At 37.3% G+C, this 25,134-nt stretch carries 29 protein-coding genes, 1 tRNA gene and 1 pseudogene; 6 read left to right on the plus strand and 25 right to left on the minus strand.

Annotation, left to right across the window (positions count from 1 at the left end; translation table 11 throughout):
* From Q360_RS24390 to Q360_RS0103445, 9 genes and pseudogenes are all read right to left on the minus strand, one after another.
* A partial coding sequence (locus Q360_RS24390; RefSeq protein ID WP_245603182.1) for a DUF6090 family protein occupies positions 1 to 525 on the minus strand: 525 nt, incomplete at its 3' end.
* Positions 526 to 702: 177 nt separating this feature from the next.
* On the minus strand, positions 703 to 1,179 hold the full coding sequence (locus tag Q360_RS0103410; protein WP_027075838.1) for a hypothetical protein: 477 nt from the start codon (positions 1,177 to 1,179) through the stop codon (positions 703 to 705).
* On the minus strand, positions 1,180 to 2,184 hold the full coding sequence (locus Q360_RS0103415; RefSeq protein ID WP_027075839.1) for a DUF2971 domain-containing protein: 1,005 nt from the start codon (positions 2,182 to 2,184) through the stop codon (positions 1,180 to 1,182).
* Positions 2,185 to 2,252: 68 nt separating this feature from the next.
* Positions 2,253 to 2,978, minus strand: a pseudogene (locus tag Q360_RS22185) (tyrosine-type recombinase/integrase); the annotation flags it as partial.
* A 64-nt stretch (positions 2,979 to 3,042) separates the two neighbouring features.
* Positions 3,043 to 3,444, minus strand: coding sequence for a CBS domain-containing protein (locus Q360_RS0103425; protein WP_027075840.1), 402 nt, complete (start codon positions 3,442 to 3,444; stop codon positions 3,043 to 3,045).
* A 25-nt stretch (positions 3,445 to 3,469) separates the two neighbouring features.
* Entirely contained in the window at positions 3,470 to 3,817 is a 348-nt protein-coding gene (locus Q360_RS0103430) for a P-II family nitrogen regulator (RefSeq protein ID WP_027075841.1), read from the minus strand.
* Complete coding sequence (locus Q360_RS0103435) at positions 3,814 to 4,602, minus strand: DUF1538 domain-containing protein (RefSeq protein WP_051554551.1); 789 nt, start codon at positions 4,600 to 4,602, stop codon at positions 3,814 to 3,816. The genes Q360_RS0103430 and Q360_RS0103435 overlap by 4 nt, the downstream gene beginning before the upstream one ends.
* A gap of 3 nt (positions 4,603 to 4,605) precedes the next feature.
* Entirely contained in the window at positions 4,606 to 5,328 is a 723-nt protein-coding gene (locus Q360_RS0103440; protein WP_036195093.1) for a DUF1538 domain-containing protein, read from the minus strand.
* Positions 5,329 to 6,028: 700 nt separating this feature from the next.
* Positions 6,029 to 6,102: transfer RNA gene (locus Q360_RS0103445), tRNA-Met, on the minus strand.
* 225 nt (positions 6,103 to 6,327) lie between these two features.
* Between Q360_RS0103445 and Q360_RS0103450 the strand changes: the two genes are divergently transcribed.
* Together Q360_RS0103450 and Q360_RS0103455 are read left to right on the plus strand one after the other, a co-directional pair.
* Complete coding sequence (locus tag Q360_RS0103450) at positions 6,328 to 6,711, plus strand: START-like domain-containing protein (protein WP_027075844.1); 384 nt, start codon at positions 6,328 to 6,330, stop codon at positions 6,709 to 6,711.
* A 50-nt stretch (positions 6,712 to 6,761) separates the two neighbouring features.
* Complete coding sequence (locus Q360_RS0103455; protein ID WP_027075845.1) at positions 6,762 to 7,607, plus strand: aminotransferase class IV; 846 nt, start codon at positions 6,762 to 6,764, stop codon at positions 7,605 to 7,607.
* A gap of 1 nt (position 7,608) precedes the next feature.
* On the opposite strand, the gene Q360_RS0103460 is transcribed toward Q360_RS0103455, so the two are convergent.
* The 5 genes from Q360_RS0103460 to Q360_RS0103480 form a co-directional block, all read right to left on the minus strand.
* Complete coding sequence (locus Q360_RS0103460; protein ID WP_027075846.1) at positions 7,609 to 8,169, minus strand: YqgE/AlgH family protein; 561 nt, start codon at positions 8,167 to 8,169, stop codon at positions 7,609 to 7,611.
* A 112-nt stretch (positions 8,170 to 8,281) separates the two neighbouring features.
* On the minus strand, positions 8,282 to 8,554 hold the full coding sequence (locus tag Q360_RS0103465; RefSeq protein WP_027075847.1) for an HU family DNA-binding protein: 273 nt from the start codon (positions 8,552 to 8,554) through the stop codon (positions 8,282 to 8,284).
* Positions 8,555 to 8,731: 177 nt separating this feature from the next.
* Entirely contained in the window at positions 8,732 to 9,679 is a 948-nt protein-coding gene (gene fmt / locus Q360_RS0103470; protein WP_027075848.1) for a methionyl-tRNA formyltransferase, read from the minus strand.
* Between the two features lie 6 nt (positions 9,680 to 9,685).
* Positions 9,686 to 11,581, minus strand: coding sequence for a RecQ family ATP-dependent DNA helicase (locus tag Q360_RS0103475; RefSeq protein WP_027075849.1), 1,896 nt, complete (start codon positions 11,579 to 11,581; stop codon positions 9,686 to 9,688).
* Positions 11,574 to 12,143, minus strand: coding sequence for an AAA family ATPase (locus Q360_RS0103480; RefSeq protein WP_027075850.1), 570 nt, complete (start codon positions 12,141 to 12,143; stop codon positions 11,574 to 11,576). The genes Q360_RS0103475 and Q360_RS0103480 overlap by 8 nt, the downstream gene beginning before the upstream one ends.
* 88 nt (positions 12,144 to 12,231) lie before the next feature.
* Here Q360_RS0103480 and Q360_RS0103490 point away from each other — a divergent pair, with 88 nt between their 5' ends.
* The 3 genes from Q360_RS0103490 (at position 12,232) to murA (ending at position 14,587) form a co-directional block, all read left to right on the plus strand.
* Positions 12,232 to 12,519 carry a DUF493 family protein gene (locus tag Q360_RS0103490; protein ID WP_027075851.1) on the plus strand — a complete coding sequence of 96 codons (288 nt, stop codon included), beginning with the start codon at positions 12,232 to 12,234 and terminating at the stop codon, positions 12,517 to 12,519.
* An 83-nt stretch (positions 12,520 to 12,602) separates the two neighbouring features.
* Positions 12,603 to 13,262: a DUF4290 domain-containing protein gene (locus tag Q360_RS0103495; protein ID WP_027075852.1), complete on the plus strand. Its 660-nt coding sequence runs from the start codon at positions 12,603 to 12,605 to the stop codon at positions 13,260 to 13,262.
* A gap of 17 nt (positions 13,263 to 13,279) precedes the next feature.
* Positions 13,280 to 14,587, plus strand: coding sequence for a UDP-N-acetylglucosamine 1-carboxyvinyltransferase (gene murA, locus Q360_RS0103500; protein WP_027075853.1), 1,308 nt, complete (start codon positions 13,280 to 13,282; stop codon positions 14,585 to 14,587).
* On the opposite strand, the gene Q360_RS25065 is transcribed toward murA, so the two are convergent.
* From Q360_RS25065 to Q360_RS0103560, 11 genes are all read right to left on the minus strand, one after another.
* Complete coding sequence (locus tag Q360_RS25065) at positions 14,574 to 14,984, minus strand: hypothetical protein (protein ID WP_084273348.1); 411 nt, start codon at positions 14,982 to 14,984, stop codon at positions 14,574 to 14,576. The genes murA and Q360_RS25065 overlap by 14 nt on opposite strands.
* Positions 14,985 to 14,991: 7 nt before the next feature.
* On the minus strand, positions 14,992 to 15,375 hold the full coding sequence (locus Q360_RS0103505) for a hypothetical protein (protein WP_027075854.1): 384 nt from the start codon (positions 15,373 to 15,375) through the stop codon (positions 14,992 to 14,994).
* Positions 15,360 to 15,743 carry a hypothetical protein gene (locus Q360_RS0103510; RefSeq protein ID WP_027075855.1) on the minus strand — a complete coding sequence of 128 codons (384 nt, stop codon included), beginning with the start codon at positions 15,741 to 15,743 and terminating at the stop codon, positions 15,360 to 15,362. Before Q360_RS0103510 ends, Q360_RS0103505 begins: the two co-directional genes overlap by 16 nt.
* A complete protein-coding gene (locus Q360_RS0103515; protein ID WP_036194992.1) occupies positions 15,740 to 16,732 on the minus strand; it encodes a pirin family protein in 993 nt (330 codons plus the stop codon). The genes Q360_RS0103510 and Q360_RS0103515 overlap by 4 nt, the downstream gene beginning before the upstream one ends.
* A gap of 840 nt (positions 16,733 to 17,572) precedes the next feature.
* Positions 17,573 to 18,019, minus strand: a complete 447-nt coding sequence (locus Q360_RS0103530) for a VOC family protein (protein WP_027075859.1) — start codon at positions 18,017 to 18,019, stop codon at positions 17,573 to 17,575.
* Positions 18,020 to 18,039: 20 nt separating this feature from the next.
* Entirely contained in the window at positions 18,040 to 18,210 is a 171-nt protein-coding gene (locus Q360_RS25620; protein ID WP_036194995.1) for a Lacal_2735 family protein, read from the minus strand.
* 20 nt (positions 18,211 to 18,230) lie between these two features.
* Positions 18,231 to 19,658 (minus strand): amidohydrolase, encoded by a 1,428-nt coding sequence (locus tag Q360_RS0103540; protein WP_027075860.1) that lies wholly within the window; start codon positions 19,656 to 19,658, stop codon positions 18,231 to 18,233.
* Between the two features lie 78 nt (positions 19,659 to 19,736).
* Positions 19,737 to 21,212, minus strand: a complete 1,476-nt coding sequence (locus tag Q360_RS0103545; RefSeq protein ID WP_027075861.1) for a cryptochrome/deoxyribodipyrimidine photo-lyase family protein — start codon at positions 21,210 to 21,212, stop codon at positions 19,737 to 19,739.
* Positions 21,212 to 22,519 (minus strand): cryptochrome/photolyase family protein, encoded by a 1,308-nt coding sequence (locus Q360_RS0103550; RefSeq protein WP_027075862.1) that lies wholly within the window; start codon positions 22,517 to 22,519, stop codon positions 21,212 to 21,214. The genes Q360_RS0103545 and Q360_RS0103550 overlap by 1 nt, the downstream gene beginning before the upstream one ends.
* Before the next feature lies 1 nt (position 22,520).
* Entirely contained in the window at positions 22,521 to 23,213 is a 693-nt protein-coding gene (locus tag Q360_RS0103555; RefSeq protein WP_027075863.1) for an SDR family NAD(P)-dependent oxidoreductase, read from the minus strand.
* A gap of 3 nt (positions 23,214 to 23,216) precedes the next feature.
* Positions 23,217 to 23,714, minus strand: a complete 498-nt coding sequence (locus tag Q360_RS0103560; RefSeq protein WP_027075864.1) for an SRPBCC family protein — start codon at positions 23,712 to 23,714, stop codon at positions 23,217 to 23,219.
* 188 nt (positions 23,715 to 23,902) lie between these two features.
* Between Q360_RS0103560 and Q360_RS24395 the strand changes: the two genes are divergently transcribed.
* Positions 23,903 to 25,060, plus strand: coding sequence for a hypothetical protein (locus Q360_RS24395; protein ID WP_051554552.1), 1,158 nt, complete (start codon positions 23,903 to 23,905; stop codon positions 25,058 to 25,060).
* Positions 25,061 to 25,134 lie beyond the last annotated feature (74 nt).

Raw genomic sequence — 25,134 nt, forward strand, 5'->3', positions numbered from 1 at the left:
ATTTATAATATCCAACAACATTTTATTCACATCTGGGAATATTGCATTGTAGTCTTTATAAAAAGCATCTATTTTAAAAGAAAGCGAGTCTACCTTATTGCTTTGGTCTGTGTTAAGTGATTTCAATAATTGATAACCCTTATCTAAATTTTGAAAAGAATCTGCATCAGCAACATCAATTCTACACTTTTCACAATTGGCATAATTGGATTCATTGATGGTATCATAATACGATATTGGTATGTTGCGGTCAATAATATCAGTCAACCTGTTGTTCTTTTGTAAATAAAGTTCAATCTTTTGAGAGACATCCAATGTATCAACTTGTAAATCCTTTTGTATTTGTGCATATACTTGTTTTAAGAATTTATTTTCTTTTCTGTTTTCGTTCCAATTATTTATCGAGAGTGCTATTAAAATTCCGAGAACAACAAGGACAATCTCACCAATAGCATATTTCAAATATTTTCCTGTTTTATTTTTCTCCATAAGGTCGTAGCGTATTTTCCTAAAGAATTTTATCATTGTTTATTGGTTAGTCATAATGAAGCATAACGTTTGGTATATGGTTTGTTGCGTGTTTCAAGCAACTAATTTAGTAAATACAAACCAAATATAAAATCCGCGAGGATTTTCGTAAGTAGGCGAGAACCAAGCAATAAATTATATACGGTGTTGGCAACTGGCTTTTCATTTTTCCGTTTATTTCCAAATGGCATCATAATCTTTAATCAACGCTCTCATTAGCATTTCTCCATTTTTTCCAAGTCCTTTATTTTTTAACCCGAGGTCTTTTCTCATTTCAGCCATAATTTTGGTCATAGATTGTAAATGTAATTTTGAATCCATTTCTTCTCCCTCTTCTTGATTATACATTAATTGAAAATAGTCCGAAAATGCTTTAATTACTTTTGGTGAAGCATAAAGAACATATTTTTTATAAAACGTATATAATTCTTTCAGCATTTGGTCAGTTGAGTTCTTTTTATTCGTTTTAGAATTAGCGAATAAACCAATCATTAAATTCACATATTGCTGATAAATTTCACGTCTTTCTTTAGTTACTTCATTCGTTAATTCCTTTTTCTTTTCAATATTTTGCTTAATTAAATATCCAACTCCAGCACCAAATATTGGCAGAGTTATAGTTAGAATTGTGATTATTGTTTGTGGACTCATTTATATATAAACTTTATCTTCTCTTATCATTTGAATTGTATTCCAATCAACTTTTTTAAAGTGAACTTTCTCAGCACTTCTTTTGAATTCTGTTCCATTTTGATATTCTCCACAAAAGTAGATTCTGTCATTATAATTGTCAATTAGAAAATTTATAAAGTCTAAATCAGAATTGGTTTTTAGTTGGTAAGTTTTGTCGTCAATTACTTTTTTTAAGTTTGATGAGTTAAAAAAATGCTTGCCTAAAACTATTGATTTTATAGCCTCTTTTGGATAAAATAATTTTCTGTCGTGGTGACTTGGAATATCTTGGAAAGGACCTTTAATTGAATTAGGAACACCATAGTCTAATGTGAAAGTCATTAATCTCCATTCATCTTCGTAACTCCAATCTTTTCTTTTAACCGCTGTTGAATAAAGATATGGTATATCTGGTGAATTGAAACCATTTCCAAAAAAATCAATACTCTCTAATTTGTCAACGTATTGTACCGGAAAAAAAGCATAATTATTTAATTTTGGGTTTAAACCTTTTAGGTTGTTTTTTATTTCTTTCCAGTCTAACTCAATCATAAATCCATTTTCAGTCGAATAGTGAGCCCACATTAAGGTCTGCAATGAATTATTTGTTAAAGAAATTACTCCAGCATTTTTAGAAGCCATTTCAAAAAACTTCTGTTTTATGGTAACAAATCCATTTCCTTTTTCCTTTTCATAGTCTATGACCATTACTTTATCAAAACCATACTGTTTATAGAACTTTTCAAATACTTCCTTCGATAAATTTGTAAAATCCCATAAAAGACTTGAGCTGTCAATAGAGTCGTTTAGATGATACGGATGACTACAAAACAAATAGTTTTTTATTATCGCGTCAATACTATAATCTGTTTTACCATAGTATTTAAAAACTGATTCAGGTTGTTTTATTTCAGCAGGTAATTCAACGTCATAATTTCCATTAGTCAGTTTATATGTTCGGTCTCCGTATTTGTATTCACTCATTTTTTTCAGCTTGTTGCCAACGTACAGATATACGTATGAATACGGTTATTTCCATTTTAATAGTAGGACTAATCTAATGGATTTTTTATTGTCTTAAAAGTATTTGTGGCTACATGGGTGTAGATTTCTGTGGTTTTGCTAGAACTATGTCCTAAAAGTACCTGAATTTGACGCAGATCAACACCTGTTTCCAATAAATGTGTAGCAAAACTATGGCGGAGTATATGCGGAGATACACTTTTACGTATTCGTGCTTTTTTTGATGCCATTTTTACAATTCTTAAGACACTCTCGCCACTATATTTTCCTCCCTTTTGCCCTTCAAATAAATACACCTTTGGCCTGTATTCCTTAAAATATAGTCTTAAATCATCCAACGCAATTTTAGACAGTAATGTGTGCCTATCCTTATTGCCTTTGGCATTTTCTACACGGACTAGCATACGTTTGCTATCGATATCATTGATTTTTAAGTTTAAAAGTTCGCTCTTGCGCAAACCCGAACCATATAGAAGCTCAACAACACACTTATGTTTTATGTTGTTGGTGTTTTTAATAATTGCTATAACTTCCTCTTTGGAAATTACCTTTGGAAGCTTATACTCTTTGCGTGGACGTTCAATGTCATAAAATCTGTGGGGCATCCCAAGTACCACTTCATAATAAAACTTAATGGCATTGATAACTTGGTTAATATAGGAATTGGACAATTTCCTTTGTATCAGTGTCTGTAGGAACGCTCTAATATCACTCTCGTCAATGGTGTTCAACTCTTTCTCTTTAAAGTGATTGATACATTATCGACGGGATTAACCTCATAGAGCGCTTGAGCTTTAATATCTTCTGCTGATTGATGAATCAGAATGATAAATTGTCCAATATGATGGAAGAAAGCGAAATCATACCAATATATTTCCCATCCTCCTCTACGGGAGCCACACGCAACCCTGTCCGAACAAGCAATCTAGCAACATACCGCACATCCATCGTGGCGGGCACGCTAACGATAGGTTTGGTCATAATTTCAAAAACATTCACCTCCTCCGAGGTCCTTTCCTGAATAATTACCCCCTTAATGAAATCCTGTACAACTACAATTCCATAAGCGTCTTTTTCGTTACGTTTCTTAACAAGAAGGACGTCTACGCTTTCTTTTCGCATAAGCTCTACCGCTTCCTTGGTGGTTGCCATACCATCAATATAAATAATGTTTTTTGCCATGGCATCTCTAGCACTTTGATATTCTCTTTGATCTCTCATAATGTAACTATCTTATTGTTTTCTTTCAAAAATAATCATCTCGGGCCTGATCTTTAAAAATTTTCATCTGACTGCTCAATCCCACAGCGTGCTCTATAGGTAGAGCAAAAGCGATGCCCGTACTTGGCTTGTTAAAATCACCGGCAGTTTCAATGACTTTCAACAGTTTTTCCACTACATGTTCTTCGACCAAAAATACAAGAATATCCGTCTGGTTTTCAATACTTAGTCCAAAGAAGGACTTGGCTTCACGTACGCCAGTACCTCTACCCGGAATAATCGTGGCACCTGTTGCGCCTTCACTTTTCATTGCGTCCACCACCTTGTCGGTGATGTCTGGTTTTACAAAGGCGATAATCAGCTTAAATTTCATGGTTTTCTTATTTTGTTAAACAATTTTACTCTTAAATGCATGAATTGGGTATACCCCAATACTGAAATGATTGGGAACACGCTCGCGAATGCAATCAATCCAAAGCCATCAATTGCAGGGTTTCTTCCCGGCACTGCCGAAGATAAGCCTATGCCTAGCGCAGCTACCAAAGGTACGGTGACCGTAGAGGTGGTTACTCCTCCAGAATCATAGGCTAGCGCAATGAGTTTTTTTGGCGCAAAAATAGACTGGATGATTACCACAATATATCCTCCCATAATATATAAATATAAAGGCGTTCCAGTGACAATCCGAAAAGTGCCTAAAGCAAGTGCAAAAGCAACCCCCATTGCCACCGTAATCCTAAGCCCCCATTGGCTGATTGTACCTGTTGAGACCTCGTTTGCCTTCATGGCAACAGCGATAAGGGCCGGTTCGGCGATTGTAGTGGAAAAACCGATCAAGGCCGCAAAAATATAAATCCAGTAATACGATTTCCAATCAAGTTGTTCGCCGGCAGTAGTTCCTAAAAAGGAAGGGTCGGATAATTGGGTGGCCATAATCTCGCCAATGGGAAACAAGGCCTTCTCCAATCCCAAGAGAAAAAATGCGAGACCCAAAACTACATAGACCCCACCCAGGACTACCCGTTTCAGATGTGGTATGGGCTGTTTCAGCACAACTAGTTGAAAAAACACTATCAATATGAGAATAGGCGCCACATCTCGTAACGTATACAAGAGTATTTGAAAAAAATCCGTTAAAAAAGAAATCACGTACATCATATCTTAAAACCAAAATAAACCGTAGCCCATAACGAATATCATAGGTAAAAGGGATGCGAAGGCAATAAGCCCAAATCCGTCTACCAAAGGACTCCTGCCCTTGACCGTATTGGAAAGCCCAACCCCCAAAGCCGTTACGAGTGGAACCGTAATGGTTGAAGTAGTGACTCCTCCTGCATCGTAGGCCAAGCCTATAATTTCCGAGGGGGCCACGATAGTCATAAGCATAACAATAACATAACCACCAATGATTAAATAATAAACAGGCCAACCCTTAAGTATTCGTAACACACCGATTACAATAGCCAACCCTACCGAAAAAGCGACCGATAACCGCAATCCCATCGCATAATTATCGATCGTGTCCTGCCCATTATCTATTAATCCGGCCTGTGCTGATATCCTTCCAGCTTCTTTCGCTACTGCTATCAGTGCAGGTTCGGCAATCGTAGTAGAAAAACCAAGGGCAAATGAAAACAACATTAACCAAAAAAGGCTTCCTTTCTTGGCCAAAGCGTATGCCATAGCCTCTCCTATGGGAAATAATCCAATTTCCAGACCTTCAATGAACAGCGTTAACCCTAATATTACAAAAAAACTACCGAAAATTACCTCCCCTATATTGGGGAATGGTTGTTGAATAACCACCAGTTGAAAAAAAACAACGACCAATAGTATGGGAATCAAATCAATAATTGCAGAACCAAGTTTTTTTAGGACAACCATCAAACTACTTACTTTTAATTTAGCCAATACCCCTTTCAAATTAGTGAAAGTGGTTTATGATTTCGCTTTATTTTTTCAAGGTCTACCCTGCTTTGTGTTTCTTTTATTGAAACGTTTGCCCTAACTCAAAGAATTGAACAAATTATAACCAACAAGGCAATAACGATATAGTATATTAAACTAACCAGACAATATGTCCTTGAACCATTTTCTGTATTTTTCTGTTTAACAACAGAGAACATTAATATAAGGTTTCCTTTTTTAAATCTCTGCATTATTTTAATGGTTAATGAAAATATGTAATAAAGCGGTAAAACCCATTAATTTCCTAACCTTTTTACTCTTATAGTAGTGGAAGATATTATGTGAAAGGTGTTTCGGCTTCAGTCGAATCTATTTTTTTTAGGCTCAGATACTACTTCTAGTAAGGAATGCGATAAAACAAAGTGGCAGTAGCTGAATTAATTTTAGCCTAAAGTTTAAAGAGAACAGCAAGCCCTACAAAAATTACAATTGAATTGAACATCTTTTGTGTTCTGTTATAGAACATTTCAAAAAATCAATGTTTTTGGATTAATCTGGGCTCAAGCCAGTTCCAATAGGGTTTTAAGGATTAATCGATTGAATAAGCAAAATTCCTAATTGTTGTACCTAAATAAAAAAGACAGTTACAATAAAATGTAACTGTCTAATTATCATGTAGCGAGAGGGGGGCACGATCCCCCGACCTCCGGGTTATGAATCCGACGCTCTAACCAACTGAGCTACCTCGCCGTGTCTTATTTTAATATACACTTTCTAATAAAAAACTACGTCTAACATGAACAAACTAAAACAAAATTTCAAGGGTAACCTGTCGCTTACATAGTATTTCAAAACGGCTGCAAATATAAAGTTTATTTTACGATCACCTACAATAGTAGCTTAAAAAATAATACCCATTTTTAATTTTTTAATCATTTATAAATATATATATTGGGCAATATTAAGACGTTGGAAATGAATGATAAAATAAAATTTGAAATTGAATTTGTAATACAATCCTCGCCACAGATGCTGTATCAGTATTTGGCCACGCCTTCCGGCCTTTCGGAATGGTTTGCGGATAATGTAAACTCGCGAGGCGAGAAATTTATTTTTATATGGGATGGCGCTGAGGAAGAGGCGAAATTATTAAAACGCAAAACGGACGAGTTTGTACGTTTTTCGTGGGATGAAAATGATGACGATTCATTTTTTGAAATGAAAATAATTGTAGATGAAATTACAAAAGACGTTTCTTTGTTTATAACCGATTTTGCAGAAGATGACGAAGTAGAGGAGTCTAAAATGTTGTGGACAAATCAAGTTTCGGATTTAAAACAAGTACTCGGTTCCAAATAGATTACTAGGTATTTAGAGTATCTTTGAGCCTTATTTTATAAGGCTTTTTTATGGTGAATTTTAACGGTACGTTACTAAAAGAGGATGCTTACTTTTTAAACAGCGCAAATAGAGGGCTCCGCTATGGAGATTCACTTTTTGAAGCAATACGCGTTGTAAATGGAAGTGTATATTTCCTGGAAGAACACTACCTTAGGTTAATGTCGTCCATGCGTATCCTTCGTATGGAAATTCCAATGGAGTTTACCATGGAGTTTTTAGAGGCTGAGATATTAAGAGTAATAGCCGCGCTGGGAGTTAATAAAACATATCGCGTCCGCTTTGCAGTATTTAGGAATGATGGGGGACTTTATCTGCCAGAAACAAATAGCATTTCTTATTGTATAGAGGCAAAAGTGTTGGACCATCCGTTTTATACCATTTCAGATGCTCCTTATGAGGTAGAGTTATTCAAGGATTTTTTTGTAAACAAGGATATGCTATCCAATTTAAAAACCAATAACCGTATTTTGAATGTAGTGGGAAGCGTTTTCGCTAAAGAAAACGATTATCATAATTGTCTACTCATTAACGGCGATAAGATGGTTGTAGAGGCACTGAACGGCAACGTTTTTTTAGTGTCGGGAAAAACGATTAAAACGCCTCCTTTAAAAGATGGCTGTCTTAATGGGATTCTTAGAAAAAAAATAGTGGAACTTCTTCAAAAATCTCAGGTATATGAGTTTAAAGAGGAATCTATTTCTCCGTTTGAACTCCAAAAAGCGGATGAGATTTTTATTACAAATACCATTAGCGGTATTATACCCGTGTATAAATATCGTAAGAAAATATTCGAAAATACGACGAGTAAAGATTTGATTGGAAAGCTTAATGCAGTAGCAAGATTAACTGCTTAAATTAATTAAGGCTAGGGTTTTCCGGTGCGTTGGACCATAGAAGATAGTCGCCACCAAGCTCCATCATTTTTTCTTTCCAAAATGCAACAGAAGACTTTTTTATAATTTGGCTTTCGTATTGGTTAGCTACCACTATCCAAGAGTTAGAAGAAAGTTCTTCATCTAGCTGCGAAGAAGACCACCCAGAGTAGCCCAAAAAGAAACGAATATCATCTTCGGAGATTATTTTTTGATTTACTAAGGTAATTGTTTTTTCAAAATCTCCACCCCAATAGATGCCGTCAGAAATTTCTATACTATTTGCAATTAAATGAGGCACTTTATGAATAAAATAAAGGTTGTCTTGATCCACCGGACCCCCATTATATACTTGAAAAGGAATTAAAATTTCAGCAACAAGATCATTTATCTGATATTCTAATGGTTTGTTTAAAATAAAACCAACCGAACCCTCTTTATTGTGTTCTGCGAGCAACACCACAGACCTATTAAAGGAAACATCACCGGAGAGCGATGGTTCGGCAATAAGTAGTTTTCCTTTTCTAGGTATTAGCTTTAGCATTTGTAAAACAAATTAAGAGTACCTAAAATAATACATTTATTGTTAAAACTCAAAAATTAAGACACAAAAAAAGCGCTTTTTAAGCGCTTTTAAAATCTAATATCTGTATGAATTAGTTTACTGCACTACCTAAATCGGCGCCTGCTTTAAACTTAACAACATTCTTAGCTGCAATTTGGATAGTTTTTCCAGTTGATGGGTTTCTACCTTCTCTTGCATTTCTTCTTGATACGGACCAAGATCCGAAACCAACTAAAGAAACTCTGTCTCCTTTTTTCAAAGAACCTTCAACATTTCCTAAAAAAGACTCTAAAGACTTTTTAGCCGCTGCCTTTGTGATGCCAGCGTCTGCCGCCATTGCATCAATCAATTCTGTTTTGTTCATAATGTGATTAAGTTAATTGTTGTTAAAATAGTTTTAAAACGTTAAACAAATTTATATGGATTTACGACCAACACAAGTAAAACGGCTCTAAATCCCTTATTTTGTTGATAACTTGGAAGGTTTGTTGATAACGTAGGGCTTTTTTTACGATTCTCGCAGCCCTATCATACAGGGGCTTCACCGAAAAATAGCATTTTCGGGTAAATTTAGTCCGTTTAACACCGCTTCTGTTGCCATTCTTCGCTTACCCTGTAACTGAATTTCTAAAAGTTTTATAAATCCGCCTTCCGCAGCTACGCGCATTTCTTTCTTGTCAAAAACTAGTGTTCCCGGTCGCAGCTTGTGTTCCTCTCTTTCAAGTGTTACTTTGTAAATCTTTACAATTACTTCTTCTTTATGCATATACAAGGTACCCCATGCTGCCGGATACGGACTTAGGCCTCTAATATGGTCATATATTTTTTGTAGGGGAACACTCCAATCTATCTTACAGGTTTCCCTGTCTAGTTTATAGGCTAGCTTTAGATCAGTTGAATTTTTTTGTAGGCTGGTACTAAAATCACCTTCTTCGATACGTTTAACCGTTTTTAATACGGTAAGTGCTCCTAAGTCCATAAGCCGATCGTGTAACGTTCCGGCATCTTCATTGGGAGCAATAGGTAGTTCGTCTTGTAGGATGATAGCGCCGGTATCAATCTTTTCATCAATAAAAAATGTAGTTGCACCTGTTTTTGTTTCCCCGTTCATGATGGCCCAATTGATAGGCGCCGCACCGCGGTACTCCGGTAAGAGGGATGCATGTAAATTAAATGTGCCTAACTCCGGTAATTGCCAAACAACCTTGGGAAGCATCCTAAAAGCAACTACTATTTGTAAATTAGCCTCGAGTGACTTCAGTTCTTCTAAGAATTCGGGGTGCTTCAAATTCGTTGGTTGTAATATGGTTAGATTGTGCGCAATAGCGTACTCTTTTACCGCGGACTGATTTAATTTTCGTCCCCTTCCTGCGGGTCTGTCCGGAGCAGTAATGACCCCAACAATGGGATATCCTTTTTCGTAAAGTGTATTCAAAATACCCACAGCAAAATCAGGTGTTCCCATAAATACGATTCGTATGTCTGTCATAATTCTCTAGGATATGTGGTATTGGTTTTTAGTGTCTAATTTAATTTTTCCATCCTCCAATAACTCTTGTAAAGCTATTAAAACAGCATCACTTTCTAAATGTAATAGCTGCTGAATGGCTCTGGAGTTTCTAGGATTCGATGCCAATAGTGTTCTAATTTGTTGTTTGATGTTTTGTGATGTGATTTTAGAATTTTGTGGGCTAGTGCAAACATCACATATCCCGCACGGGCTTGAAGCTATTTCTCCAAAGTACGTCAATAACTGGTTACTCCTGCACATACGATTGTTATTCGTGTATGCTAATATTTGTTTTACCTGGCTTTCCTTTAGTTGATTTTGCTCCTTAATGGTTTTAGAAAATAGGTTGATGGTACTGTCATCTTCCCTTGGTACTAAAAAAGTAAGTTCCAAGTCGCTATGTGAGCCTTTAAAAGCTATAATTTCTTCGGATGCTAATTTTTCCAAACCTTTAATAACATTATTTTCACTGGTATTTAATTTTTTGGACAGCAGTAAAGTGTTTATTAAGGTTTCGAATTCAAAGATACCGCCATAGGTTCTCAAGACAATTTTAACCAAATCAGACAGGCTTGGATTTTGTGCTATATAATCGAAAAGGACATCCTTTTCTGCGATAAAATGTACCGTTACTTTTCTAGCAAAAGAGGTAGATAAGGCGAGTACGGAGTTTCTATCCAGTATCCTTAGTACATTATAGGTGAGCAATGAGTTTAAACCATACGTGGCGCAAAATTCGTTAAAGTTTAATCGAAACGTACTTCCAGAACTTTCCCCATAGGCGATTTGTAAGTAATTGTTTAGCTTATTGTATACGAATTTCACAAAAGAAACGTCCGGTAGAATATCTAAAAACTGCTTTTTTACCTGTTCTTGATCTGTTTTGTTCGTGATTAGAATAGCCTCGGCAGGGGCACCATCCCTTCCTGCTCTTCCCGCTTCCTGAAAATAATTTTCCAAACAGTCCGGTATTTGATAATGAATAACTAAAGCTACATCTGGCTTATCGATTCCCATACCAAAAGCATTGGTAGCTACCATTATTTTAGTTTTATTTTCCAACCATTGTTCCAACTTCTTTTTCTTCTCTTTTTCGGTTATTCCACCATGGTAATAAGTCGTGCTTATACCACAACTTATTAAATAACTAGAAATTTCTTCTGCTAGCCTTCGAGTTCTCACGTAAACGATACCACTAGTATTAAGCTTGCTGCAATGCTGTTTGAGTAGATACCTTTTGTCTTCTTCTTTAACTACTTTAAACGCAATATTTTTTCTGGAAAATGAATCTTTTTGTATCAGAGGTGCTATGAAGTCTAAAGTAGAAACAATATCAGCGGCTACTTTTGAAGTAGCGGTTGCTGTAAGCGCCATAAAAGGTACTTTTGGATGAAGTTCCCTTAATACCGAACATTTTAAATAGGCAGGTCTAAAATCATGACCCCATTGAGAAATACAGTGCGCCTCGTCTATGACCAACAGCGTTACGTTCATTTGCTGAATCCGCTCTTGTATTAGTTCCTGACCCAAGCGCTCTGGGGAAATATAAAGAAATTTATAGCCTCCGTAGACGCAATTATCCAGTTCATTGTTAAGCTCCTCAAATCTCATGCTACCAGTTAATCCTATCGCTTTAATTCCTAAGTCTTTAAGCTTAGAGACCTGATTTTGAATTAATGCGATTAAAGGAGAAACTACAATACATATTCCATCCTGTGCCATCGCAGGTACCTGAAAGCAAATTGACTTTCCTCCTCCAGTAGGTAAAAGGGCCAAAACGTCCCTACCTTCTAAAATAGCATTAATAATTTTTTCCTGCGAATCTTTAAAAGATGTAAAACCCCAGTACGTTTCAAGAATCTCAATGGGTGTGCTATTCACGAGACATATCTAAATGGTTCTTTATAAAAGCAAGTCTTTCCGTTACGGTTCCGAAGGGAACTTCGTTAGTTACATATCCAAGAGATGCGTAGGTATTTTTTAAATGTTCATGGATTTCAGTTGCCTGTAAATAGGTTTCCAATCTTTCATTATCCTGTACATAAATTGCTTCCCAAGGCGGAAGTAAAAATACACTGTCGTAATTATGGTTTTTGCAGGCATTAAGAAAGTCAGCCTCATAAGGTTGGTCAAAATAGTTCATATATGCGAGTACGTCTGGCATACCACGATCATAAAAGACCTGTGTTCTTTCTTGTTTTTGTCCGTCGTCGTACTGTTTTCTTCGACCTTCTAATAGTTGTTCATTAAACTGTTTTGAATCACTAACAAATGCAATGGGATTGCTGAACACGCTATCTGGATGCTGTTGGTTTTTAGCTTCCAATGTCATGCTACGTATAAATTCATGAAAACAGTAAAACCCTGAAGTCTCCAAGGCTTTTATGATAGCTGTTTTTCCGGTTCCGGGAGCGCCCGTTATTACGATTCGTTTACAATTCAAGTTATAGTTTTAGCTTCACCAAAAATAGGCAAACCTAGGATACCAAAAAACCAGATGTTTCCACTTATCTTTGTTTGAAAATGAACCAATGGCAGAAACTAGCCCAGCAGAGTTTTATAAACGATTAAAAGAGCAATTGGCGGAGACTACCGCTTGGCCTTCTGATTACCTTTATAAATTCATCGTTTTGACAGACTCGGATAACATTGCTCAAATACATAAGATATTTGACTATAGCGGTGCGGTAATAACTTCAAAAAAATCTAAAAAGGGAAAGTATACCAGTGTCTCTATTACGGTAAATCTTAAAAATCCTACCGAAGTAATAGAGAAATACAAAGAAGTGGGTGCCTTGGAGGGCGTAATATCTCTTTAAAATAGTATTTACGCTATAATTTTATTATTTTGCGTTCCGTATAAAAACACATCTTCAATAAATTTTAAGTAAAACTATCCAATTTGCAATTAGTAGAAAACCTCGAATACAATACAGAACGTCCACATTTAATAATACCGGAGTACGGGCGTCATTTTCAAAAAATGGTAGATCATGCGGTTTCAATAGCAGACCCTGTGGAACGAAACAATGTGGCTAACTCCATCATAAGCGTGATGGGGAATTTACAGCCCCATTTACGTGATGTGCCTGATTTTCAGCATAAGTTATGGGATCAGCTATTTATTATGTCTGATTTTAAATTGGATGTGGAGTCTCCTTTTCCAATAACCACAAAAGAGCAGTTGCAAGAACGCCCAGATGCTTTGGAATACCCGCAAAACTTTCCAAAATATCGTTTTTACGGTAACAATATCAAGCGTATGATAGATGTTGCAGTAGAGTGGGAAAAAGGAGATAAGCGTTCCGGTCTTGAGTATGCTATTGCCAATCACATGAAAAAATGCTACCTGAACTGGAACAAAGATGTGGTGGATGATTCCGCAATCTTTAAGCATTTGTTTGATCTTAGTGATGGAGCCATAGATTTAGCGGCAGAGGACGAAAGTCTTACCGATAGTGGTCAATTTCTAAAGAATAGGATTGCAAAAACCCCGCGGACCATCAACAATAATAACAAAAACAATCAAAGAAATAATAATCGCGGTAAAAAACGCTATTAATCGTCTACAGACTTTAGATGGGAACATTCAAGATAGAAGGAGGGCACCCACTATCAGGTGAAATAACACCACAAGGGGCAAAAAACGAAGCTTTACAGATTTTATGTGCAGTTTTATTGACAGAGGAAAAGGTTGCAATAACCAACATTCCAGACATTATAGATGTCAATAAACTTATTTCCTTATTAGAGGATTTAGGCGTAAAAATCCAGAAAAAGGGAAAAGGCAGTTATACATTTAAGGCAGATGATATAAATCTTGACTACCTGCAAAGCGACCAATTCAAACAAGATGGTAGGGGTTTAAGAGGTTCTATTATGTTGGTTGGGCCGCTACTTGCTCGCTTTGGTAAGGGATACATTCCAAAACCTGGCGGTGATAAAATTGGACGTAGAAGGTTAGATACCCATTTTGAAGGTTTTATAAAACTAGGTGCTAAATTTAGGTACAATAGAGAAGAATACTTTTACGGGGTAGAGGCCAAAAAGCTAAAAGGCACCTATATGTTATTGGATGAAGCATCTGTAACAGGGACCGCTAATATTGTAATGGCAGCAGTGCTTGCCGAAGGTCAAACTACCATATATAACGCAGCTTGCGAACCTTACCTACAACAATTGTGCAAAATGTTGAACCGTATGGGGGCTAAAATCTCTGGGGTAGGTTCTAATCTTTTGGTAATTGATGGTACAGAAAGTTTAGGTGGTACCGAACACAGGATGTTACCGGATATGATAGAGATAGGGAGTTGGATAGGCCTCGCTGCAATGACCAAAAGCGAACTCACTATAAAAAATGTAAGTTGGGATAATCTAGGTCAGATTCCTACTGTTTTTAGAAAATTGGGAATTACCCTTGAGCGTAAAGGAGATGATATTTATATTCCTGAGCATAAAAATGGCTATGAGATTCAAAACTATATCGATGGGTCTATATTAACCATTGCAGACGCGCCTTGGCCTGGGCTTACTCCGGATTTATTGAGCATTATTTTGGTAATTGCCACACAGGCAAGAGGTGAGCTTATTATCCATCAAAAAATGTTTGAAAGTAGGCTCTTCTTTGTAGATAAACTATTGGACATGGGTGCAAAGATTATTCTTTGTGACCCCCATAGAGCTGCGGTTATGGGACATGATTTTAAGTCAACATTGAAAGCAACGACCATGACTTCTCCTGATATTAGAGCAGGGGTTTCCTTATTGATAGCGGCACTATCCGCTAAAGGAACTTCAACGATTCATAATATTGAGCAGATTGATCGTGGCTATGAAAATATAGACGAGCGGTTGAGAGCTATTGGTGCTAAAATCACACGTGTGTAAATAAAGTCCAAATAAAAATGATACTCCAGAGTGCTGTTCGCGACCAGTTATATGAAACCAGTTCGGACAAGGTGTTTTCGTCAAAACGTACGTTTGAAACGGCATTATGCCTGGGTACAAATAGTAAAAAAGTAAGCATCCATACGAACAGAATTAGTACTACGCTTCCTGCAGTATATAGCGAGGATGTAAGGTATAACTGATATATCGCTAGTAGTGTTTGGCCAAGCATTAAGGGGATTACGATATAAGAAATGCGTTGCACATAGATACGGTGCCAGCGGATTAAATCATTCCTACTAAAGTATGTAAAGCTAGGGTAGATAACAAGTTGTACCATCCAAATTAGCACAAGTAATCCAAAATCGAAGCCTATTCTCAGCGTTTCTAGTATCATTTATTTATTAGTTTTTAGACACGGCATAGGCCCAATAAATGAGCAAAGGATGAATAACTATCAATCGAGTCCAAGAAACCCAATTAGGTACACAAAGTCCGCCTGCATCACAGGAGCCTATTTGAATAAAGTAAACGTGGGATGGGACTAAAAGTATGAGTAATACCATAATACCATAACACGCTGTTTTTCTATATTTCGGTAGTAAAATTAAAATTCCAAGCAACAGTTCCACAAGTCCAACAACATAATTGATAAAAATCGCTTTTGGAATATAATCTGGTATTAGACCCAGATAAAACGCAGGGTTTATAAAGTGGTATACGCCGGCTATACAATAGAATGCTGCTAGTAATATAACAAGGGACTTGTAAGTTAAGTTAATTTCCATTTATAATCAACGTGTACCTTTTTAAGAATAAGAAAGAACGGAATCCACCAGATAAAATCATTGGTAATGAGGGTGTATATAAATTCAAAAGGAACGATATCCTGTACGTAATTAAACAGAAAGCCTAGCGGTCCAAAAATTTTTCCAAGAAAACCAACAGCTACTATAGGCCAGTGGCGCATGGGGTCGTAGGAGGCCCACCAATAACCAACGCCGTACACACCAATAACCATACCCATTCCTTGCCAAACCAAGGGGTGGTTTAGGGGCTCCATACCAACGAATTCAAAAAACTGATTAGGAAAAAGAACAACCCATGCACCCCATAGAATGTTATAAATTGCGGCAAGTTTTAGTGTAATTTTCATGCTTTTTCTTCAAGTGTTCCATCAGGATATTTGGCAAACCTTCCTTTGTTTTTGTCATGCACGTGATCCGGGTAACGCCAAGGCCAACCACCAAACTGAGTCAATTTATATTCCTGCATTGCAGCTTGTATTTCGGCTTCCGTGTTCATGACAAACGGACCGTATTTAACAACCGGCTCATTAATAGGTTTTCCCTGCAGCATAAGAAGATGTGCCTGAGAATTTCCAGCAGTAATGGTAACTTCTTTCGAGGCATCCAATTTTATTCCATGATTGGGCAAAACGGCTGAGCCAGTAATTTCTATGGTGTCACCCTCATAAAAGTATAAGGTTCTAGTGACTTCAATATCCGATTTTGGCAAAGAGAATGTACCATTAGGTGCTATATGAATGTTCCAAATAGCGACACTGTTAGCTGCATTGGCTGCCCAGGAGTTAGGAGCAGGTTCAGGAGCTTTTTCCACACCATACTGTCCTGCAATAATTTTTAAACTCGCATTTTCAGTTTTTATAACCGGAATATCTTCATGCCAAAGCATTTTAAAATAGGGGTCGACGAATTTATTTGATGTAGGCAAGTTTAACCATATCTGAAAAAGTTCTAAAGGGTTTTCTTTCTCGGTATGTACTAAAGGGAACATTTCGCAGTGTTGTACACCTTTACCAGCGGTCATCCATTGTACATCCCCTTCTCCAAAACGTCCGGCAGCACCAAGGGAATCGGAATGATCACAAAACCCTTTGTTTACTATGGTAATCGTTTCAAAACCGCGATGTGGATGCGCTGGAAAGCCAGGAATCGTTTGTCCATGGTACATGCGCCAACCATCTTTTACCGTAAAGTCATTACCTAAATTTCGCCCTTCTAAAGAGGCATCTGGTGCCATATCTTGTTTCCCTTTTGGGTACTGATCCAAGTGGTATACACAAAATAAAAAAGGATCTTCTGTTTGCCATGGAAAACCTAACTTGAAAATTTCTTTTATCATGATACGGTGATTGGTTTGACGAAAAGTTTATTTCTTCAGTTTAAGAATAAGAGCTACAGCAACAAACGTATTATTTACATTACTTCTATTCTTATTGGCTAAATAATAATCCTAATATCTATCTTTTCGCGCTGTTCCTTTCCAATAATAGTAATTTGTTTAAATTTTAATTATCCTGATACTCGAATTCAAGAATTTCTTTTAGCTTTAATAAGTTTGAATTGTTTGGGTGTTCTTCCAAGCGCTTGTTTAATACTTCTTTTGCTTTATTGCAGTTTTCGAACTCACTTTCACATCTATACACATAGGCGGAAGCAAGTCGAAAATTTAAGTCATACTGGGTTGGAAAAATTTTAAGTGCTTTTATATTAAAGAATGGCCTAATTCTATTTTTTATTTTTCCACCATTGATTACCATTAGCTATTAATCTCAAGTATTCATATGCAACCTTAATTTAATTCTATTTTTTAAAAGCTATTTTGATATTCATTAATGGAGTTGAACACGATATAAGGTACAATTACACATGAAGCTAAAATAAGCCCAGCGTTTGTTCTGTTTTCTTTTCTTCTGTTTTAAAACCTTTTTTCGAATAACAGCTATTTCTTGTTTCGTAAGCTTCTTAACGTCTACTTTACCTAAAGCTGCCTTTACATACTCCTTTTTTAAGTTCAAAAATGATTAGTCAGGTCGGAATAAACTATGTCTCCTGAGCAATTTTTTGTTATTACGCAGGCTTGTAATCATACGTTGAATGCTACCTCATACTGCCACATTTTTACTGTCTAGTATTCAATTAAATTGGTTGTTAAATTAATATATAAGAAAGTGATTATAGATTAATGTTTAACAGTATTAATTTCTATCCAATATTCGTCTGGATCTTGCAGGTAAATTTGTCGCACCCCATCGGTTCTCAAGGTTACAGCATTTTCTTTTCCAGGCCAATCGGAGTAAGGAGTATCATTTTTTTCCAGATGGGCGATAACACCATCTAAGTCTTGGGTAGCCAAGCATAGATGCATGGACTTGTTCTTTTCAAAAGGGGCAAATTCTTTTTGAATAAGATGTATTTGAGAGCTACCATCAACCACAAACCAACGAAATCCCGGTTTTTTATCGGGGTGCGGTGTTTCCGTCAGTTGCAAGATAGTCCCATAAAATTCAGCACTCTTATCCACATCGTCTACCACGATGGCAAAGTGGTCAATTTTAAAATCGAAAGACTGGCCACTCACTATTACAGAAAAGAGACAAATCAAAACAATCGAATACAACTTTTTCATAGCTACATGTAGTTTTTAGCCTATTTGTTATCCAAGGCGTCTATCTGTTTTTGAATAGCATCTGCATCTGCATATTTACCATCACTGGCAGAGCGATTGGATTTAGACAAATCAAAGGCCTCTTTCATTAACTTTTTGTAATTCTCTTCTAACTTTTCTTTTTCTGTCTTCTTTTTAAATATTCCGAACATATCAATTTTTAGTTTTAATATTAATTTCCGTTAAGTGGCGGTGGGCCTTCTATCATAGGCTCATACACCTCGTCACCTTTTCTAGTTTTAAATTCTTCTTTTACTTCTTGTACCATTTTGGGGTTTTCAAATAAATCTACCATCGTCATCGCCATAGCTTTCGAAGCATAAACCATGCCTTTATGACCAATAGACATGCCGCCACAGGCTACTACCGCCCAAGAATGCCAAGGTGTATCCTTAGGGGCTACTGTCGCGCTTAAGTTAATATTGGGAACGTTCCAGCTCACATCGCCAACATCTGTTGAGCCACCGCCAGCATTTTTATCTGTTTCCCTTAGCGGATTAATTGAGCTATCCATACCAACTTCTGGCTTACCAGTCGCTTTTTGAATCGCCTTTCCGAATACAGTTTCCTCTTCGGTATATGCTATTGCTCCTAAAAGCTCTAAGTTTTTCTGCATAATAGCACCGCCAGTTCGGTTTATTAAGGTCTCATAAATTCCCGAAACTAGTGATATCTTATAGCTTACATCTGCCATAATAGCCGCTCCTTCGGCCATCTCTTTTACACGCTCGTACGTAGGTAACATTATTTTTCGTCTTGGGTCGCGAACACGAACCCATAGCTTTGCATAATCTGGAACAACGTTTACGACTTGTCCACCATCCTGTATATGATAATGTATTCTTGAAGTAGGTAAAATATGCTCTCTGTAGTAATTGATACCCGTAGTATACAATTCTAAGGCATCCGACGCACTTTTTCCGTTCCACGGGTCCATGGAAGCATGCGCTGCCTGTCCATTAAATTCAACTATAAAATCTATGAGCGAAAGTCCACTTTGTACATCGGCCTCGGTACTTGCTCCAGGATGCCAACTTACGTTTACATCAACATCGTCCCAAAGTCCAGCCTTCACCATCCATACTTTCGCAAAGTACTTTTCTTCTGCGGGCGTTCCTAGAAACTTCACGGTTCCTTTGATTTTTCCGGCATCCATAAGTTCCTTTATCGCTATTGCAGAGCCAAGGCTAGCGGTGCCAAAGAGGTTATGGCCACATCCATGACCGGCCGCTCCTGGGTTTAGTGCTTCCTTTATCGGCGAAGCTTTTTGAGAAATACCAGGAAGGGCATCAAACTCACCAAGAATGCTTATTACTGGAGAACCAGAGCCATAGGTTGCAGTAAACGCCGTTGGTATATCGGCAACACCGCGAGTTACCGTCATTCCATTTTTCTCCGCGTAGTTTGCGAGTATCTCGGCAGATCCAGTCTCATCGAAAGCAGTTTCCGCGAGAGCCCAAATAGAATCACTAATTTTTATAAGCTCATTTTTATGTTTTTCTACCGATGCTATAAGTGCTTTTTTATTCGTACTTATTTTTTGAGCGGATAAGGAAAAGCAAAAGACGAAAAGCAAAAAGGTTAGAATTGTTTTTTTCATGGGTATTCTTATTTAAGTTGGTGTTTTTTTAATCGAATTTAAAGATAATCAAACTTGGAGTAATACGGTTTCCAAATTTCAGTTATGTTGGTCCCAAACCGGCCTTCCTGGTAAGGTGTGTTTTGCTATTATTCGCTTACTTTCCTTTTTTGTTTTAGGACTCTTTTTATAAGTATATAAAGCATCGCTGGCGAATTTTCGCATCTTTGATATGGATACAATAGGTTGTGGGTAGTCTTTTCCTAATTCAAACCCTAAAAACTGTAGCTCCATTTGCGGTATTTCCCAGGGCTCATGAATATACTGATAAGGGAGAGCTGCTAGTTCTGGAACCCATTTTTTGATAAAAACGCCATTGGCATCGTGTTCCTTGCTATTTTTTATAGGATTATAAATACGAATCGTATTTACGCCAGTCTCGCCAGATTGCATGTTTAACTGCGGAAAATGAATACCTGGCTCAAAGTCCAAAAAGTTTTGGGCCAAATGTTCTGTGCAATCTTGCCAAGGTTGCCATAGCAGATGGGTAAAGAAGGAAGCCAGCATGGCTCGCAGTCTAAAATTAACGAACCCGGTGGTAACCAAACACCGCATAGCAGCATCTATAAGGGGAATTCCCGTTTGACCTTCTCGCCAGGCCTTCTGTAAATGGAGCTGCCTTGGTTTGTCTAGTTCGTGATACCCCTTGTTCACACTTCTAAACTCCATCTCACCCTCCATTTCAAATTTTTGGATAAAGTGTGCTTGCCAGCGCATGCGGGAAAGAAAGGAACTTAGGTTTCTTTTGTTGTTCACGCTTTTCTTGTGCCCTGCTGCATATTGGCATACCTGTCTGGCAGACAAGCACCCCCAAGCAAGGTATGGAGAAATCCTACTACTATGTTTACGAGATGTTGCAGGTTTCGAATAATTCGAATTATAACCCCAAATACGCTCATTTAAAAAAGAATCTAAGTATTTAACGGCATAAGATGTTCCTCCTTTTTGAATTTGAGAATCTAATTGAGTGTCCAGAGAAACCGTTTTAAAATGTGTTTCTGTAAATTTTTCGATAGTGGAAATAGGGTAGAAGCTCCCTAATTCCATTTGTGGTTTATCAATGTTGGTATTCACAAAAGCAACCCAGTCGTTTTTCCATTGCTTTCTATTCTTTATGCCTCTGAAAACACCATTTTGTATGCTTTCTTCCCAAGTGATTACATGTTCCCCACACCATTTCGAAACCGCTTTATCGCGGTCATACGTCATTTTCATCCCCGTTTCTTGGTAGGAAAAAATATGAGATATACTATCGTGGTCATTCAGCTTTTTGAATACAGATAAAATCTCCTCTGTAACGACAAGTATATTGGTGTCATAGGAAAGGAGCTGTCTTTGAAGATCGCCTAGGCTCTGCTTTATAAAATTAGTGTGCTTTTTACTGTAATGCGAATCATTAGCCCAAATAGGTTCAAAACTATAAAGTAATAGTATTTTTTCTTTAGTAGCAATAGCCTTTACCAAAGGCTCATGATCCAACAGTCTTAAATCCCTTTTGAACCAAACAACAACCATTAAGCTACAGCATCTTTATAGGTTTTAAGACAGCGTTCCCTAGCCATCTTATGGTCTACCATTTTTTCAGGATAGGTCAATTCCTGCAAATCCGGAACCCATGTATTGATATATTCTTTTTGTTTATCGAATTTATCTACTTGTGTCATGGGGTTAAATATTCGAAAATACGGAGCAGCATCTACGCCACTACCTGCCGCCCATTGCCAGTTACCCACATTGGCACTCATATCATAGTCCAATAGTTTTTCTGCAAAATAAGTTTCGCCCCAGCGCCAATCTATCAGTAAATGTTTGCAAAGGAAACTAGCGACGAGCATACGCACTCTGTTATGCATATAACCTGTTGCATTTAGCTCTCGCATTCCTGCATCTACCAATGCATATCCTGTCATTCCGTTTTTCCATTTTCCAAATTCGGCCTCATCGTTACGCCAATCTATTCGGTCATACTTAGGTCTAAATGCTTTTTCCTTAGTATGTGGAAAATGCCATAGAATCTGCATAAAAAATTCACGCCAAATAAGCTCGCTCCAAAATACCTCGTTTTCTTCAGCAATCGCTTTTTTCATCATCTCACGTACCGATACGGTGCCAAAGCGTAAATGAGGCCCTAAACGGGACGTCCCATTTTTTATGGCTGGAAAATTCCGAGTATCCTCATAATTATTAATGAGAGCAGGAGTTGCAGTGTAATCTGGAACCTTTATTTCTGATGTCTCAAATCCCATATTCGAAAGTGATACGTTTGGTAGGTTGGCATCTGCGATAAGATTATCCATGTACTCCCTTGTATCGTAGATACTAAGATGGTTCGCATTAAAAAGCGATTTCCATTTATTTTTAAAAGGGGTGTAGACCACGTATGGTTTCCCATCGTCCTTTACAACCTCGTCTTTTTCAAAAATGACTTGATCTTTATAAGTTTTGAAGGGGATATGATGTTTCTCAAAAAATGTTGCCATTTCGGTATCCCTTACCTTGGCATATGGCTCGTAATCATGGTTGGTATACACCCCTTGCACTTCATACGCTTTTGCCACTTCCCCGAATACGTCTATTGGCTTTCCATGAAATAGCCCTATCGAACTATCATAATTGCTTTGTAGTGTATCCCTCATTTTCTGAAGGGTTTCGTGAAGAAAAGTTACGCGAGCATCATCTTTAGGTAACTTATCCACTATTTCCGTATCAAAAATAAAAATAGGAAGTACTGGAAAATCACTTTTTAGGGCTTCCAAAAAGCCATAATTATCTTCCAAGCGTAAATCCCTTCGAAACCAAAAAACAGAAACCTTTTTACTCATATTATGAAATATTCAAGGTAGACATACCGCCATCAACACCAACAATTTGTCCAGTCATCCAGCTGCTATCATCGCTCAATAAAAATGCTGCAATGTTTGCAATATCCTCAGGTTTTCCAACTCTTTTTAGTGGGTGACGTTGCGACATCATTTCTACTTTTTTATCGTTACTTAATAAGCGACCAGCTAAAGGTGTATCTACCAAGGATGGGGCAACTACATTTACACGTATTTTAGGCGCATACTCCGCTGCCATGGATTTTGTAAAACCTTCTATTGCTCCTTTTGCTGCGGCAACACTGGTGTGAAAAGGCATTCCTGTTCCTACAGCAACAGTACTAAAAAATACCATACTTGCTCCTTCCGCCATTTTCCCAATTATAGTTTTAACCGTTTTCACCAAACTGAAAAAATTCAATTGCATATCCTGTTCAAAAGTATCTAAACTCATCATTTTAAATGGTTTTAGATTGATGCTTCCTGGGCAATATACAAATCCATGGAGTTCATCTGGCAACCTAGAGGTATCCAAAGTGTCAGTCGTTGCATCGAACGGAATATGTGTTACGTTGAGTCCGTCCAACCCCTCGGTGGTCCGCGATGCTACAAAAACGGTGTGATTATTATGTAATAAATGAACTAAGGAGTGACCAATACCATGGGTTCCTCCAATTAATAGTATGTTTTTACTCATGACTTAAAATGATTTAAAGTGAATTTCTTTTTCTGAACCTGGTATGCTACCAAAACGTTCAATTAACTGGTGCTCTCTGTACTCAAATATTTGACTCAACTGTTTCTTTACAATTATGGGGTGTGCTATTTGTCCGAATATGCCAAATGGAATTTTATAATCAATAATATCTTCCATTTCTACTCCGCCATCTACTTCATTGATAAAATGCTTGTGATGCCACAGCGCATAAGGCCCAAAACGTTGTTCGTCCACAAAATATTCGCCTTGCTTCACATGTGTGATTTCGGTGACCCATTTTGTGGTATATCCTGGAAGTGGGGAAACTTTATATTGAATGATTTGACCGGCGTACATAGGTTTGTCAGCACCCGATAGAATGGTAAATCCCATATGCTTAGGTGTAATTTCCTGCAAATTTTTAGGACTCGACAAAAAATCCCATGCTTGTTGCCTAGAAATTGGAAAAGATTGTTTGGCATGCAGTTGGTATAGTTTCATCCAGGTATTTTTAACAAAGATAGACGCATTATTGTTGAGTCAAAAATTTAATTCGTTAAACAAAATTAAAATGATTTATGTTTTGATGTATTGAGCTGTTTTTCATCGGTATTATCAATAGTTAAACTAATTTAAGCTTTCAAGGCATTGCTTATTTTGTAATTTAACACGCTATATAAAAGTACCTCATGAGAATTATACTAGGCATTTTTGTTCTGTTTATTACTAGGGCTACACTGGCGCAAGGACCCATAGCAGATCTTGGAGAGTTGCCGCAAGACGTTTCTGAAACTTCCGGACTCCTATTTTACAATAATCATATCATTACCCATAATGACTCTGGTGGTGCCGCAGCACTATTTGAAATAGACACGGTATCAAGAGAAATTACTCGAACCGTAACCATAACCAACGCCACCAATACAGATTGGGAGGCTATTAGCCAAGATGAGGATTATATTTATGTTGGGGATTTTGGAAATAATCTAGGAACACGACAAGACTTAACCATATACAGAGTAGCAAAGGCGGATTATTTGGATAATGATACCGCAACTGCAGAAGCTATTTCCTTTTCTTACGAAGATCAAACTGATTTTACAGATACAGGAAACAGTGATTGGGACGCAGAAGCTTTTTTTGTTTTGGAAGACGAGTTCATTATTCTTACCAAGCAATGGAAAAGTGAAGGCTCAATCGCCTATGCAGTGCCGAAAATGCTTGGTAGTCACATCGCAACAAGACGAGATGCTGTAGCAAATATAGGGCTTGTTACTGACGCAGATTATGACGCCACGGATGGTACCTTACTGGTGTTGGGCTATTCCAACTTTTTAATACCTTTCGCTAGAATATATTCCATAACAGCGACCACTATTTTTCCTGATGAATTTGCAGCAGTACTAATAGAAATAGGATTGGCGCAAGTAGAAGGCGTTACCAATGACGGATTGGGGAACTACTTTATTTCCTCTGAGCTCTTTACGAGACAATCGCCGAATATTACATCACTATCGCGACTTTTTAAATTTTCGAAAGGGGAAGAGGTGCAACCCGAGCCTGAACCTGCACCGGAAATAGAACCAAATCCTCTACCAAAGGAAGATGAGGAAGAACTCCTCATTTTCAATGCCTTAGGGACCGGTGAGATTCGATATGTTATCAACTCAGAAAACAATATAAACGGCACCCGAATTTATGATATAAATGGGAAAACCGTTTGGGAACACTTTGCCACAAACGTTGAAAAAGAAGGTGTTGTCTCACAGCATATTGCTGCCGCTATTTATTACTTCGTAGTTTATTTTGACAATTCTATGCGCTCCAAAGCATTTGCAGTATATTAAGCAGTAACCTAGCCAGTATTTCGTTTAGTAGAATAGAGCCATAATGTAATTTAAGAAAATGCGGCCTTTTCAAT

This window comes from Maribacter antarcticus DSM 21422, assembly GCF_000621125.1.
Taxonomy (GTDB): domain Bacteria; phylum Bacteroidota; class Bacteroidia; order Flavobacteriales; family Flavobacteriaceae; genus Maribacter; species Maribacter antarcticus.